The 14736-nt window shown below is 71.3% G+C and carries 12 protein-coding genes; 5 read left to right on the top strand and 7 right to left on the bottom strand.

Going from position 1 to position 14736, the window contains the following annotated elements:
- Positions 1-37: 37 nt before the first annotated feature.
- Complete coding sequence (locus ACGFIM_RS08540; protein ID WP_393196757.1) at positions 38-1210, top strand: SLC13 family permease; 1173 nt, start codon at positions 38-40, stop codon at positions 1208-1210.
- A 13-nt stretch (positions 1211-1223) separates the two neighbouring features.
- Here ACGFIM_RS08540 and ACGFIM_RS08535 read toward each other — a convergent pair whose 3' ends face one another.
- From ACGFIM_RS08535 to ACGFIM_RS08525, 3 genes are read right to left on the bottom strand one after another with little or no spacing between them, the layout of a single operon-like run.
- The gene (locus ACGFIM_RS08535) at positions 1224-2024 is read right to left on the bottom strand and encodes an inositol monophosphatase family protein (protein WP_393196754.1); all 801 of its coding nucleotides are present in this window, start codon (positions 2022-2024) and stop codon (positions 1224-1226) included.
- Between the two features lie 13 nt (positions 2025-2037).
- On the bottom strand, positions 2038-2655 hold the full coding sequence (locus ACGFIM_RS08530; RefSeq protein WP_393196751.1) for a hypothetical protein: 618 nt from the start codon (positions 2653-2655) through the stop codon (positions 2038-2040).
- A complete protein-coding gene (locus ACGFIM_RS08525) occupies positions 2652-3689 on the bottom strand; it encodes a hypothetical protein (RefSeq protein WP_393196748.1) in 1038 nt (345 codons plus the stop codon). The genes ACGFIM_RS08530 and ACGFIM_RS08525 overlap by 4 nt, the downstream gene beginning before the upstream one ends.
- A gap of 156 nt (positions 3690-3845) precedes the next feature.
- Between ACGFIM_RS08525 and ACGFIM_RS08520 the strand changes: the two genes are divergently transcribed.
- A complete protein-coding gene (locus ACGFIM_RS08520) occupies positions 3846-4640 on the top strand; it encodes a class I SAM-dependent methyltransferase (RefSeq protein ID WP_393196745.1) in 795 nt (264 codons plus the stop codon).
- A 6-nt stretch (positions 4641-4646) separates the two neighbouring features.
- On the opposite strand, the gene ACGFIM_RS08515 is transcribed toward ACGFIM_RS08520, so the two are convergent.
- Genes ACGFIM_RS08515 through ACGFIM_RS08505 form a run of 3 tightly spaced genes read right to left on the bottom strand, consistent with a single transcriptional unit; the run spans position 4647 to position 8327 of the window.
- Complete coding sequence (locus ACGFIM_RS08515) at positions 4647-5420, bottom strand: sporulation protein (protein ID WP_393196742.1); 774 nt, start codon at positions 5418-5420, stop codon at positions 4647-4649.
- A 10-nt stretch (positions 5421-5430) separates the two neighbouring features.
- Positions 5431-6678, bottom strand: a complete 1248-nt coding sequence (locus ACGFIM_RS08510) for an SPFH domain-containing protein (RefSeq protein WP_393196739.1) — start codon at positions 6676-6678, stop codon at positions 5431-5433.
- Positions 6678-8327, bottom strand: a complete 1650-nt coding sequence (locus ACGFIM_RS08505) for an SPFH domain-containing protein (protein ID WP_393196736.1) — start codon at positions 8325-8327, stop codon at positions 6678-6680. The genes ACGFIM_RS08510 and ACGFIM_RS08505 overlap by 1 nt, the downstream gene beginning before the upstream one ends.
- 235 nt (positions 8328-8562) lie before the next feature.
- On the opposite strand from ACGFIM_RS08505, the gene uvrB reads away from it, so the two are divergent.
- Positions 8563-10671 (top strand): excinuclease ABC subunit UvrB, encoded by a 2109-nt coding sequence (uvrB, locus tag ACGFIM_RS08500; RefSeq protein WP_393196733.1) that lies wholly within the window; start codon positions 8563-8565, stop codon positions 10669-10671.
- 1312 nt (positions 10672-11983) lie between these two features.
- Positions 11984-12640 (top strand): PepSY domain-containing protein, encoded by a 657-nt coding sequence (locus ACGFIM_RS08495; protein ID WP_393196730.1) that lies wholly within the window; start codon positions 11984-11986, stop codon positions 12638-12640.
- Between the two features lie 733 nt (positions 12641-13373).
- Here ACGFIM_RS08495 and ACGFIM_RS08490 read toward each other — a convergent pair.
- A complete protein-coding gene (locus tag ACGFIM_RS08490) occupies positions 13374-13904 on the bottom strand; it encodes a PadR family transcriptional regulator (RefSeq protein ID WP_393196727.1) in 531 nt (176 codons plus the stop codon).
- A 59-nt stretch (positions 13905-13963) separates the two neighbouring features.
- Between ACGFIM_RS08490 and ACGFIM_RS08485 the strand changes: the two genes are divergently transcribed.
- Entirely contained in the window at positions 13964-14731 is a 768-nt protein-coding gene (locus tag ACGFIM_RS08485; protein WP_393196724.1) for an alpha/beta fold hydrolase, read from the top strand.
- Positions 14732-14736: the final 5 nt, after the last annotated feature.

The following is a 14736-nucleotide window of genomic DNA, read 5'->3' as shown; positions in this document are numbered from 1 at the left end:
GATCGGCGTTTCGCAGCGCGTGTGCGATCATCGTCGGGTGTTGCGGCGTCTTGGCGTACTCGACTGGATCAGGATCGGGCTGCTGATCCTGGGGCTGGTCTTCGTGGCGACCGGGCTGCTGCCGTGGGAGGCGGCCGTCGAGAGCCTGAGCGAGATCGGTCCGCTGCTCGTCTTCCTGGTGGCGATCATCGTGGTGGCCGAGCTGACCAAGGAGGCGCAGGTCTTCGACGCGATCGCGGCGAGGATGGCGGTGCTCGGCCGCGGCAACTACGCCGCGCTCTTCCTCCTCTGCACGGCCTTCGCGTCCCTCGTCACGATCTTTTTGAACCTGGACACGACGGCCGTCCTGCTCACCCCCGTGATGCTGGCCCTGGCACCCCGCGCCCGCATCGCCGCCCTGCCTTTGGCGATGACGACGATCTGGCTGGCCAACACCGCGAGCCTGCTGCTGCCGGTCTCCAACCTGACGAACCTCCTCGGCATGACCAAGATCGGTCTTACCACGCAGGAGTTCGCCGCCCGCATGTGGGCGCCCCAGCTCGCCGCGATCGCGGTGACGATGGCGTTCTTGTGGGTGTTCTTCTGGCGCAGGGGCGAGCGGCGCGACCTGCGCTACGTCCCACCGGTGCTGGAGCCGGTGGCCGACCGGGTGCTGTTCGCGGCGGCGGCGGCCGGCTGCCTGCTGTTCATCGTGCTGCTGCTGTTCGGGGCGCACGTCGCGGTGGCGGCCGTGGCGGCGGCGGTGATCGTCGTGGCCGCGTTCGTGGTGCGCGCCCGCGAGCGGCTGACGTGGAGCCTCATCCCGTGGCAGCTCGTCGTCTTCGTGACCGGGCTGTTCCTGGTGGTGCCCACGCTCAGCGGGCACGGCCTGTCGGCGCTGATGACCTGGCTGATCGGCACCGACGACGACCCGCTGCGCATCGCCGCCGTGGGGGCCGGGCTGGCCAACCTGATCAACAACCTGCCGGCGTACAAGGCGGTCGAGATCGTCATCCCGGCGGTCCAGCAGGACCACCTGCTGGCGCTGCTGGCCGGCACCAACGTCGGCCCGGTCATCACGCCGTGGGCGTCGCTCGCCACGCTGCTGTGGTTCGAGTCGTGCCGCCGCCACGACGTGGCCGTGCCGATGCCGCGCTTCCTGCTCACCGGCGCCGGCCTCGCGATCGTGGGCACGGCGGCGACGGTGTGGGCGCTCGTCGCGTCCGGCTGACCAGTTCAGGGCGTCATCGCAGCAGCGCGAGCAGGCCGGGCAGGGCGCGCGGATGGGCCGCCACGTAGCTGCGCTCCTCGGCCGCGCCCTGGATGCGGTCGTCGTACGGGCCGCCGTCCAGCGCCCTGATCTCGATGCCCGCCTCCTGCGCGAGCAGCGCGCCCGCCGGCAGGTCCACCACGCCGGTGCGGTAGCCCACGATGCCGTCGATGTCGCCGCGGGCCAGCATCGCCCACGACAGCAGCGGCGTCCACAGCTGCAGCACCCGGCGGGCGTGGAACTCGAGCGCCGCCTTCAGCCTCAGCACGGTCGCGTCGTCCCTGGCGATGCCGTACCCCTGGATCCAGGCCAGCAGCGGCCCGTGCGGGCTCGGCGCGTACGGGGCCGACAGCCGCCGGCCCGACGAGGACAGCGCGCCCCTGCCCCTGATGGCCGACCACGTCTGCGCCGAGACCGGGTCGTGCACCACGCCGAGCTGCGGCCGTCCGGCCCGGCACAGCGCCACCCCCACCACGTACGCGGGCAGCCCGATGGCGATGTTGTTGGTGCCGTCGAGCGGATCGACCAGCCACGTCCACTCGCAGCCCGCCGCGCCGTTCAGCCCCGACTCCTCGGCGATCACCGCGTGCGACGGGAAGGCCGTCAGGATCCGCTCCAGCAGCAGCTTCTCCGACGCGATGTCGAGGTCGGTCACGACGTCGCCGGCGTCGCCCTTGGCGTGCACCCGCAGGCTGCGCCGCGTGCCCTCCCGGATCAGCGCCCCCGCGGCCTCGGCGGCTTCGACGGCGACCGTGCGAGCGTGGTCCAGGTCCATCGGCGTTGCCCTCTCAGGTCAGATGCGCGGTGATCAGGCGGACGGCCAGCGCCGTCTCCTCGGCGTCGAGCGGCTGCCGCGCCACGTGGTGGGCGGCGCCGTCGAGCGGTCCCAGCGACAGGTCGCGGGCGCCCGGCCTGCCGCGGCCGAGCGCGATGGTGGCCGCCTCACCATCCTCCGGCACGACGCTGCTGTGGAAGCGGTCGGCGGCCAGCGTGTACGTGTCACCGGGCCCGAACACCTCCACCGAGCCCGTCGCGTGGCGCACGGTGCGCCCGGTGGGGGAGATGCGGTCGCCGTCGGCGCCGCTGACCACCTCGTAGACGCGGTGGGTGGCGTCGGCTCCCGCGTCGGTGACGACGACGTGCACGTTGCGGACCTGCCCGTAGAGCACGTGGCTGACGAGGTCCCAGCTGTGGCAGTGGATCTGCGAGGTGGTGACCTCGGTGTGGGCGAGCGACCCGGACCACACGTGCAGGCACACGCCGTCGCCGCCGTCGCGCTCGATCGGCAGGCAGACGAACCCGAGCGGGTGGCGCACCGCGGTCAGGCCGGGCCGCGACAGCTCCGCTAAGGCCCACGACCTCGCGCGCCCCTCGTCCACCAGCCGCCGCACCCCTTCGATGCTCATGCGTACGGGTCCATGGCTCGCAGCGCCTTGCGGGTGATGTCGACGACGTCGCGCCCGTTGTACGACCTGGGCAGGGGCAGGCCCACGCGCTCGAACAGCTCCTGCACCTCCTCGATGGTGGGCTCGTCGCTCAGCGGCACCTTCCGGTACATCTCCAGCGGCACCCGCCGCGCCTGTTCGAAGCTGAGCCGCAGCTCGGTGTCGCAGTTCTCGTAGTAGAAGGTGCCCCTGAGCGCCGTCATGGCCTTGTTGGGGTCCTCGACCGTCATGATCACGCGGCTGGACGACAGATCCCAGCGGAACGTGGTCATCGTGGACGACAGCGCGACGCCGATGTCGAGCAGGCCGTAGCGCTGGCGGTGCCAGAAGGCGGCCAGCACCGTCGCGTACGACTCCTTCCTGACCCGGTCGGTCGTCCACATCTCGCCGGTGCCGTCGGGGGCGTCGGACAGCGAGCGGCGGTAGTGGGCGTACGTCTCGCACACCTCGAGGTCGGAGGGATCGATGACCTCGACGCGGACGGTGAGGTGGCGCTTGTCCCTGCGGGCGGCGGCCACGCACTCCGGCAGCGTGACGGCCCGCAGGTAGGTGCCGGTGCCGCCCTTGAAGATCCACCGGGTGGTGTCGCGCCTGGCCTCGGCGTGGCACTGCGCGATCTCCTGCTTGCTGCCCAGCACGCGGACGAGCTGCAGCGCGTCGAGCGCGTGCCGGGTGCTGTGGACCAGCGTCTCGATCTCCTCCAGGCGGGCCAGCCTGATCGGCAGCTCGGCCAGCGCGCCCGAGGTGATCGTCTTCTCCACGGGGGCCTGGCGGGCGCGGTCGCGCAGCAGCGCGGTGGCCACCAGCGCCATGATCACCAGGGCGGACGCGTTCACGAGCTGCGTCTGGATCTCTTCGCCCTCGGGGCCGAAGAGCTCCGGCGGCAGGATGCCGAGCACGCCCACCACGAACGCCAGCCCGAGCGCGATGGCGCCGTCGGCGTTGCGCGCCCCCCACAGGGCGGTCGTGCGCATCGCCGCCTTGAACCGTCCCATGCGCCCCCGCCCCGCCGTCTCATGATCAGTCAGTGCCTGACGTCATGGTAACGATCGCACCAAGGCCCTGCCAGCTCGCGCAAAGGAGCGAATCCCCTCCTGCGCCGGGGATATTCGCTCGCCCGGCCCGCACGGCGGCGCGTAGGATCCCCAGCCATGATCGAAGATCCCGTCCTCATGGCCTACTACGAGCGCGGCGGCGAGCGTACACGGCTGCGAGAGGGACGCGGCCGGCTGGAGTACTGGCGCACGCGCGATGTCCTGCGCCGCACCCTGCCCCCGGCGCCCGCCCGCGTGCTCGACGTGGGCGGCGGCACCGGCGTGCACGCCGAATGGCTGGCCGAGGAGGGCTACCAGGTCGAGGTGATCGACCCGGTGCCGCTGCACGTGGCCGAGGCGGGCGAGCTGCCCGGCGTGACGGCGCGCCTCGGCGACGCCCGTGACCTGCCGGTCCCCGACGGCGAGGCGGACGCGGTGCTGCTGCTCGGCCCGCTCTACCACCTGCCCGAGCGCGACGACCGGCTGCGCGCGCTGCGCGAGGCCCGCCGCGCCGCCAAGCCGGGCGGGATGATCACCGCCGCCTTCATCAGCCGGTACGCCGCGCTCCACGACACCGTGCACCTCGGCATCTACCCCCGGGAGGACTGGCGCGCGGCCGTGCACGCCTCGCTGGAGACCGGCATCCTCATCACCGGGGAGGGCGCGGCCGACAGCGGGTTCCGTGCCTACCTGCACGACCCCGACGACATCCCCGGCGAGTTCGCCGACGCCGGGCTGCCCGAGCCGCGACGCTACGGCCTCGAGGGCGCCTTCTGGCTCTACGGCGACGTCAACGACTGGCTGGACGACGAAGGGCGGCGCGAGCTGCTGCTCGACGCCGCCCGCCGGGTGGAGTCCGTGCCGTCGCTGCTGGGGGTCAGCGGCCACCTGCTCGCGGTGGCGCGGCTGTAGGACGCGCTAGAACCAGCCCCTGCGCCGGGCCATCGCCTCCAGGCCGCGCTGCAGCGCCGCCTCCGCCGCCTGCGGCGGGTCGTCGTAGCGCACGGTGAAGCGGTTGTACGCGTCGTGGCCGGAGGTCAGGAGACCGCCCTTCTTGTCGGCCTCCAGGATGACGTCCATCTGCCGCGGCCCGGCGATGAACGTCAGCTCCAGCTCGTTGAAGTGGCGCCGCCACTGGCCTCCCGCGTAGTACTCGATCTCCTGGAAGAACGGCATCGTCGAGCCGTACAGCGTGCCCCGCTCCAGGTCGGCGCTCTTGAAACGGAAGCCCATCCGGTCCACCGCCGCGAGCAGGTGGTCCTGGGCCGGCAGCGGGCTGACGTACAGCGGGTCGAGGTCGCTCTTGTCGAGCGCGCCCGCCAGCGCCAGCTCCGTGTGCACGCCCAGCTTCATGCCGTGCAGCGGATACCCGCCCACCGCGCTGATCGGCGTCTCCCACGGGATCGGCACCTCGAACGGGTGCTGGTGCTGCTCCCCGGCCGCGAGCTGGAACGCCCCGGCGACCTGCGTGCGCTGGAAGCTGTAGCTCGTCTTGTACTCGCTGTCGCCCGACTCGACCTCGACCACGGCCGTGAGGTCGATGACTATGCCCTCGACCTTGTAGTCGGACTTGCCGCCACGGAAGTGGACGACGCCGCGCAGCAGCTCTCCCGGCCGTACGTCCTTGTTGGCCAGCACCGTGTCGACCTCGACGCCCGCGCCGAGCGCGGCCATCAGCCTGCGGAACACCATGGAGGTTCTCCTAAGCGGAAGCGGAAGGCGTGTGACCGTTCACGTTTCCCGCTCCGGCTCCCGAGATGCGGGGGAGGAGCTGGGCGAGCAGGAGGGTGCTGAGCGCGGAGTCCGACTGGCCCTGCTGGGTGCGCACGACCAGCGGCTGCGGCGCGTTCTCCGCGAGCTTGGCGCCCACGTCGAGACGCTTGCGGGCCAGCTCGTACTGCAGCACGGCCCGGTTGTCGCGGTACGACTCGGCCAGCCGCCGCAGCGCCTTGGCCTCGTTCTCGGCGGCGGTCAGCTCGGCCCTGCCGCGCGCCTCGATCTCCCACGTCACCCGCTGCGCCTCGGTCTCCTGCTCCTCCAGCATGCGCGCCACGTCCTTGCGCGCGGTGTTGTAGGCGGCCTTGACCTCGACCACGCGGGCGTCACGGGTCTTCTTCGAGCGCTCGATCTCCATCAGCAGCGTGTCGATGCGGCGCTTGCGGGTCAGCTCCCACTCGCGCTCGTAGGCCGACATCTCCTTGGCGACCTTCTCGCGGGTGGCCAGGTGCTGCTGGTACTGGTCGGGCAGCTGCACGTCGGGGATGTTCGCGCCGGTGATGCGCACGCCGTAGCGGCCGAGCTGGCGGTTGAGCGCGTCCTGCATGTCGCCGACGTCGGAGCCGCGCAGGTCGTAGGCCCGCTCGGTGTGGACCTTGCGGCTGCGCTGCCTGATGGCGTCCTGCACGGCGCTGGAGAGCACCAGGTCGAAGTTGCTCGCGCCGATCGTGCGCACGAATGCGACCGGGTCCACGATGCGGAACTTCAGGAAGAACTCGATCGACTTCAGCGGCACGTTCTCGGCCGTCGGGCAGGCCACGATCGGCGCCGAGTACGGGATCTCCGTCGAGGTGTCCACCACCGCGTCCACCCGGTCCCACGGCAGCCACAGGTAGTGGCGGCCCGGCGGGAGCGTGCCGGTGATGGCGCCCCAGCGGCTGCGCACGCCGGTGGTGCCCTCCTCGATCTCGATGATCGCCTTGCGCCATATCGTGAGCAGCGCGAGCAGCAGGAACACCAGCGCGGCGAACGCCGCGATGAGCGTGAAATCGGTCAGCACGGCCATGCCGGCGAAGTAGATCGCCAGGAAGATGAGCGTCATCCACGCGAAGCCGCGCCGGTCCTTCGGGATGACGACCGGCACGAGCTGGCCCTGCTCGCCGCCGCGCAGGAGCTGGCGGATCTCACCCCAGGAGGCCAGCGACTCCTTGATCTTCGAGAATTCCCTGCTCATCAGATGGCACCCCCAGGCTGTCCGCGGTGCGGGCCGTTCGGCAGCAGCCGCTCGACCGTGCGCTCGAGGTCGGCGTCGGCCGCCGGCGTCTGCGGCGGCGTGTCCGGCGGCTCCTCGACGTCGGCCGCGGCCTTCTGCAGCAGACCGGCGATCTCGGGCTCGCGGGCCCGGACGCGCGCGGCGATCTCGTCGAGCCTGCCGCGGATGGCGGCCATGTCCTCCTCGGAGAACAGCGCCGCGTCCTTGCCGCCCACGAGCTGCTGGGCGAGGGCCAGGAAGTCGATCTCGGTCTCGTCGCCCACCTGCACCACCTGGGGCAGCCTGGCGGCGACGGACTCCAGCTTGTTCAGCAGGTCCTGCTGGAAGCGGTAGTCGAGGATCTCGGGCGCCTCGGCTGCCGACAGCGCCCTGATGTCCAGCGCCTGCGCCTCCAGGAGCGCGGCGTTGGCGTTCGCTTTGGACTCCGCCTCGATGAGGCGCTGCCTGGCCTGCGCGGTCGCCTGGTGGGTGGCGCGTTCGAGCGCGGTGTCCATGCGGGCCTGGTAGCTCGCGATCTCCGCCTGGATGGCGCTCAGCGTCTCCTGCAGCCCGGCCAGCTCCTTGACCAGGTCACCCTCGTTCTGCTCCTTGCGCAGCTGGAGCTCGTACTCGTAGGTGTAGGCCTCCTTGGCGACGCGCACCATCTCGGGCGCGGCCAGGTCCATGCGGTACTCCTGGCTGGAGGGCTCGGCGTGCGTGATGTTGACGTCGGTCAGCCGTACGGCGGGCAGGAACTGCTGGTTGAGGGTCTCCAGCATGCCGACCGTGCTCTCGCCGACGAGGTCGTAGATCTCCTCGGCCCGCTGGGCGTAGATCAGGGAGCGGGTGACCTCGCTGATGGCGTTCTGCAGCTTGGACTGAAAACCGCTGACCGAGCCGAGCACGAAGATGAACTCGGCCGGGTTCTCGATCCTGAACTGCAGGAACAGGTCAACGCTGGCCTTGACGCCCTGCTGCGTCGGCGCCTCGCTGATCGGGGCGTTGAACGGGTACTCGCGCGTGGTGTTGACGATGTAGCTGACCCGCTTCCACGGGTTGAACAGCGTCACCCGCCCGGGGTCGGCGATGTGCACCAGCTTGCCGAACTGCGTGATGAGCGCCTTGCAGCCCTCGGGCACCATCACGACGCTGCGCCGCCACCACAGGAACGCGGCGGCGAGCACCAGCACGATCCAGTAGTGGAGGCCGAAGAGCACGTCGGCGTTGGGGATGATGTTGCCGAGCGCGCCGATGAGGCCGAGCAGCACCAGGATGCTCAGCGGCACGACCACCTTGGCGGTGCTGCTCTTGGGGATCACCACCGGGGAGATGACGTGCATCCCGTTCTCGGTCCAGCTGCGGTTGACGATCTCGCCGGCCTCGTTCAGCGAGGCGCTCCTCGCCTCGATCGACGTGCCCAGCGCCTGACCGCCGTCGCGGGCCGCGGCGAAGTCGTGGGGGTTCAGCGCGAAGCCCTGGCCCGGCTGACCGCCCTGGTTCGGCATTCCTCCGGCCTGGCCGGCCATCTGTCCCATGGCCTGTCCGACGGCCTGGCGGACGTCACCCCCTTGGGCCACCGCTTGGGCTACACCCCGTCCTGCTTGGATCAGTGCCTCTCTGGGTCGTGACATCGAACCTTCCTTTTCCGCTACAGGCGGATTCGACCGTATCGGGTATGGCTTACGGTTCGCTTGCAATGTGATGCCATATGGGTATTGCTGGCTGTAGCGGTGAGGCGACCAACGGCGATCATCACGGCGCCGCATCCCCTGCCCGGTAAGGGATCCCGGCGCGCCGTCGCCGCCGGCGCCCGCGCGGGCCTCCGGCCTGACTTTTTCTGTCGGTCGGGCCGCCTACAGTGGCACCATGCGACCGGTCACTGATTTGCAGCGGAAGGTGGCGCCGTTCAAGGTCGTCACCGAGATGACTCCATCAGGCGACCAGCCGACGGCCATCGCCGAGCTGGAGCGCCGCATCAAGGCCGGGGAGAAGGACAGCGTGCTGCTCGGCGCCACCGGCACGGGCAAGACCGCCACCATCGCGTGGCTGATCGAGCGGCTGCAGCGGCCCACCCTGGTCATGCAGCCCAACAAGACGCTCGCCGCGCAGTTCGCCAACGAGCTGCGCGAGATGCTGCCCAACAACGCGGTCGAGTACTTCGTCTCCTACTACGACTACTACCAGCCGGAGGCGTACGTCCCGCAGAGCGACACCTACATCGAGAAGGACTCCTCGATCAACGACGAGGTCGAGCGGCTGCGCCACTCGGCCACCAACTCCCTGCTCACCCGCCGCGACACCGTCGTGGTCGCATCGGTGTCGTGCATCTACGGCCTCGGCACGCCGCAGGAATACGTCGACCGCATGACCCGCCTGCGCGTCGGCATGGACATCGACCGCGACCAGCTGCTGCGCCGCCTGGTCGACATGCAGTACACCCGCAACGACATGGCCTTCACCCGCGGCACGTTCCGGGTGCGCGGCGACACCATCGAGATCATCCCGAAGTACGAAGAGCTCGCCGTCCGCATCGAGATGTTCGGCGACGAGATCGAAAAGCTCTCCACCATGCACCCGCTCACCGGCGAGGTCATCACGGAGGACGAAGAGCTCTACATCTTCCCCGCCTCCCACTACGTCGCGGGCGAGGAGCGCATGGCCGCCGCCATCGCGGGCATCGAGGCCGAGCTGGCCGAGCGGCTGGCCGAGCTGGAGCGGCAGGGCAAGCTGCTGGAGGCCCAGCGGCTGCGCATGCGCACCACGTACGACATCGAGATGATGCGCCAGATCGGCACCTGCAACGGCATCGAGAACTACTCGCGCCACATGGACGGCCGCCCGCCGGGCAGCGCGCCCAACACGCTGCTCGACTACTTCCCCGAAGACTTCCTGCTGGTCCTCGACGAGTCCCACCAGACCGTCCCGCAGATCGGCGCCATGTACGAAGGCGACGCCTCCCGCAAGCGCACGCTGGTCGAGCACGGCTTCCGGCTGCCGTCGGCGCTCGACAACCGGCCGCTGAAGTGGGAGGAGTTCCTGGAGCGCATCGGCCAGACCGTCTACCTGTCGGCCACGCCGGGGCCGTACGAGCTGGGGCGGGTCAAGGGCGAGGTCGTCGAGCAGGTCATCCGCCCGACCGGCCTGGTCGACCCCGAGATCGTGGTCAAGCCCACCAAGGGGCAGATCGACGACCTGGTCCACGAGATCCGCGAGCGCGCCGAGCGCGACGAGCGCGTGCTCGTCACCACGCTGACCAAGAAGATGGCGGAAGACCTCACCGACTACCTTCTGGAGCTCGGCATCCGCGTCCGCTACCTCCACAGCGAGGTCGACACGCTGCGCCGCATCGAGCTGCTGCGCGAGCTGCGCACCGGCGAGTTCGACGTGCTGGTCGGCATCAACCTCCTGCGCGAGGGCCTCGACCTGCCCGAGGTGTCGCTGGTGGCCATCCTCGACGCCGACAAGGAGGGCTTCCTGCGCTCGGAGACGTCGCTCATCCAGACCATCGGCCGCGCCGCCCGAAACGTGTCCGGCCAGGTCCACATGTACGCCGACAAGATCACCCCGTCCATGGAGCGGGCGATCGACGAGACCAACCGGCGCCGGGCCAAGCAGATCGCCTACAACGAGGCCCACGGCATCGACCCGCAGCCGCTGCGGAAGAAGATCGCCGACATCCTCGACTCGCTCCAGCGCGAAGACGCCGACACCCAGCAGCTCATGGGCGGCGGCCGCCAGCAGTCCCGTGGCAAGGCCCCCGTGCCCGGCCTCAGCGCCCGCCAGGCCGGCCAGCACGCCAAGGCCATCGCGGGCGAGATGCCGCGCGCGCAGATGGAGTCCCTCATCGAGTCGCTGACCGAGCAGATGCACCAGGCGGCGGCCGACCTGCAGTTCGAGGTGGCGGCACGGCTGCGCGACGAGATCAAGGAGCTCAAGCGCGAGCTGCGCGACATGCGCGAGGCGGGCGTCGAGTAACCGACGCGGGGCGACACCGAACGCGGCGGCCCTGGGCGGGGCGGACCCGAGCCGGGTGGTCCCGGGCTGAGCGGTTTCGCGCAGGGGCGGTCTCGGGCCGGGCGGTCCCGGGCTGGGCGGTCTCGGGCCGGGCGGTCCCGGGCTGGGCGGTCTCAGGCTGGGCGGTCCGGTGTAGCGCAGTCCCGCGCAGGGCAGGACTGGGCTGGCGGCGCCGGGCTATTCACCGGATGTGGCGCAGCGTCGCAGGAGACGGCGCCACGCTGCGCGCCGGGCACGGTTCAGCGCCGACCAAGGCGCCCGCGTTCGCCGCCCGTGCATCCCGTGCCCACACCTGTCGCGCCCACCGCTCCTACCTGCCGTGCCCACGCCCGCGTTCGTGCCTGCCCCGTCTCCCGTGCCCGTGCTCGTGCCGGTTCGCCCCGTGCCTGTGCCCGCCGTGCACACCGCTCGTGCCTGTGCCCGCCGTGCCTGTGCCCGCCGTGCCTGTGCCGGTGCTTGCCGTGGTTGTGCTCGGGCCAGCGCTCGCCGGTCGTGCCCGCCGTGTTCGTGTCGGCGTCTGCCGCGCTCACGTCCGCGTTCGCGCCTGCCGCCTCGCCTCCCGTGCCTGCGCCCGTGCTCATGCTCGTGCCTGCCGTGCCCGTATTCGTGCCTGCACCCGCGTCGGCTCGCCCCATGCCTGTGCCCGCTGCGCTTGTGCCGGTGCCTGCCGCGCTCACGTCCGCGTTCGCGCCTGCCGTCCCGTCTCCCGTGCCCGTGATCGTGCCCGCGCCCGCGTCGGCTTGCCCCGTGCCTGTGTCCGCTATGCCCGCCGCTGGTGCCTGCCACCTCGCCGGCTCCCGTGTGCGTGCCCGGATCCCGTGCTCGCGCCTGCTGAGCCGCGGGGATGCCCGAGCGTGGGCGCGGATGGGTGTGGAGGTGGCCGGACACGGGGGGCGCGCTCGGTGACGGCTGGGCGCGGGTCTGCCGGTGGTGCTCGGAGGCGTTGGGCTGTACGGGCACGGAGGTGTGCTCGGCGATGGTCCGGCGCGGGAGGCTTGCCTGGCCGATGGCCGGATGCGTTGGGCCGTCGAGTGCGCAGGCGTGTTCGGCGACGGCGGTGGTGTCTGATCAGGTGCCAGGTGCGGCGACGGCGGCGCGGCCCGATCAGGGTGCCAGTGCGGCGACGGTGGTGACGTCTGATCAGGGTGCCAGGTGCGGTGACGGTGGTGGTGCCCGGTGGGGGCGCCAGGTGTGGTGATGGCGGCGTAAGTGGCAGTTGCGGGTGGGCTGACCTGGGAGAATGCTTTACCTGCCAGCGGGCAGCGTCCAGGGTATGAACAAGTCGATCATCGGTGCCCTGGTCGGCGCCACGGTGCTCGCGGGAGGCTGCGGCGCGGTGACGAGCGAGGCCGAGCGGCTGTCCGTACGGTCGTCGCCGAGCCTCGGCACGCCTACGGCCGAAAGTACCGACACACCGATCAGCCCTGGCACCGCCACGCCGAACGGCAGCCCGGCCACACCGAACGGCAGCCCCGGCACGCCGGGCTCCGCCGAGCAGAGCCTGGAGGACCTGAAGCAGGCCGGGCAGGCGGCGGTGGCGGCCGTGCCCGGCTCCAAGGTGATCTCCATGGAGACCGAGGAGAACGGCAGCCGCTGGGAGATCCAGGTCGTCAGCGAGGACGGCACGGAGTACGAGCTCGACGTGGAGGGCGGCAAGGTCGTCACCGGCCCCACCATCGAGCAGGACGACGCCGACGACAAGGCCGAGCTCCGCGACCGGGTGGCCGCGGCCAAGCTCGACTACGCCCAGGCCGCCGACAAGATCGCCACCGCGGTGCCCGAGGGGCGCATCACGGAGCTGGCGCTGGACGACGAGCGCGACAAGACCGTCTGGGAGTCCGACGTCGTCACGACTGACGGCACCAAGCATGAGGTCACCGTCGACGCCGTCACCGGCGACGTCACCCGCACCAGCCCCAGTCCGTCCTGACTTTTCACTTCGAGAACCCCTTTGGGGCCGCCGCGCACCGACCACCCCGAGCGTGGTGGCGGCCCACCCCCGGCTCTTACGCGCCTCCCGCCGTCTTGCTGCGGTTTGCCCCGTGTCTCTTCGCGCTCCGCGTGTCTTGCGTGGTTCGCCGGCGCCTCTGTGTGCCTCGCGTGTTCTGCGCGGTTCGCCCGTGTGTCTTCGCACCTCGCGCGGCTTGTGGCGGCTCGCTCAATGCCCTTTGCGTGTTGTGCGGCCCGGCACGCGCTCTTCGCTCGTCAGGCGTCAGGTGCTTGCGGAGGACCGGCCCGTGTCCATGCTTTCCGCGGCGGGTCCGGTCTGCGTCTCGCGTGGCGGGCGCGCCCTCGCGGACGTTTGCTCTCGTGGCTTGCGGAGGGCCACTCCTGCGTGACGCGCGACTCGCGGTGGTCCGGCCCGCACCTCCACCGCGGTGCCTGTGGCCGCCCGCCTCGTGCCACGACAACGCGCGGTCACGCCGCGCTGCTCGTGTCTGCCCGCCTCGTACCGCCGTGCGTCTCGCGTGGTCTTTGGTGGCCTGGCCTGCGCATCGGGCGGTTCGAGGCGGGATTCCAGCGGTCTGTTCCGGGGCTTGGGGCGGGGCGTTCGGCGCGGCGGAGGCCGGGGGCGGCTGGGCGCCTTTGGGTCGCGTAGATGTGAGGGCGATGTGCGGCGGTCCAAGCGCCGTGCTGGGGCCTCCTCGCTGCAGGAGGGCGGTTCAACCCGGGGCTTCCAGGGTGGCGAGGGTGGTGCGGAGCCAGGTCAGCTCGGCTTGGCTGGTGGCGTGGGCGATGGTGAGGAGGCCCTGGCGGAACGGGTCGGGGAACTCCTCGGCGGCCATCGGCCGGTCGCCGTCGTAGAAGAAGCTGGTCGGCTCCTCCAGGAAGGCGAGCCGCCGCCGCAGCACCGCCGCCTGCTCCTTCGGCTTCCCGAGGTGCCGCAGGAACGCGAGCAGCGTGAACCACCGGTTCTCGTCGCTGATGTCGAGGTCGGCGGGCTCGCGCAGGCGGCGTTCGAGCTCGGCCTGCCCCTCCGGTGTCAGGTACAGCATGCGGCGGGGCGCCGCGGCCACGCCGGGCTCGTCCTTCCTGAGCACCCAGCCGGCGTCGGCCAGGCGCTTGATCGCGGGGTAGAGGGTGCCGTCGGCGATCGGGCGTACGTGGCCCATCAGGGCGGCCACGCGCGTGCGCAGGTCGTATCCGTGCAACGGCTGATCCCGGAGGAATCCCAGAATGGCCAGCTCCAGCATGGCTCCGATGATACATCGGGGTCGATGTATATTGGCTCCGATACATGAGGAGGGGTGTCATGCACGATGCCATCGTTCATCCCAGCGGCGCCCGCATGCGCTGGGTCGAGCTGCCCGGCGCGGAGCCGGCCCGCGTGTACGTCCACGGCCTCGGCGCCACATCGGCCCCCTACTACGCGGAGGTCGCGGCGCACCCGGCGCTGCCGCGCCGCCGTTCCCTCCTCATCGACCTGCTCGGGTTCGGCATCAGCGATCGCCCGCAGGATTTCCCGTACACGCTGGAGGCCCATGCCGACGCGCTCGCCGAGGCGCTGCGCAAGGCGGGCGTGGAGGGCGCGGCGATGATCGCGCACAGCATGGGCGGGGCCGTCGCCATCGTGCTGGCCGCGCGGCATCCCGGCCTGGTGGCCGACCTGATCCTCGTGGACGCCAACCTCGACCCCTATCCCGCGACGCCCCCGCAGCCCGGCACCAGCGGCATCGCCGCCTACGGCGAGGAGGAGTTCGTGTCGGGCGGCTGGAAGGAGGTGCGCGACCGGGTGGGGCCGCACTGGTGGTCCACGATGCGCCTGGCCGACCTGCGCGGCCTGCACCGTACGGCGGTCAGCCTGGCCCGGGGCACCACGCCGACCATGCGCGAGCTGCTGGTCGGGCTGACGTCCGTCCCGCGCGCGTTCCTCTTCCCTGAAGGCGCCGAGCCGGAGGGGGCCGAGGAGCTGCGGGCGGCCGGGGTGCGCGTGCTGGGCATCCCGGAGTCGGGGCACAACATCATGCTCGACAATCCGGAGGCGTTCGCGCGCACGCTGGCCGGCCTTCTGCCGTCCTGAGAGCC

Source organism: Nonomuraea sp. NPDC049309, from assembly GCF_043196965.1.
GTDB classification, from domain to species: domain Bacteria; phylum Actinomycetota; class Actinomycetes; order Streptosporangiales; family Streptosporangiaceae; genus Nonomuraea; species Nonomuraea fastidiosa.
This window is presented reverse-complemented; position numbering and strand designations above follow the sequence as displayed.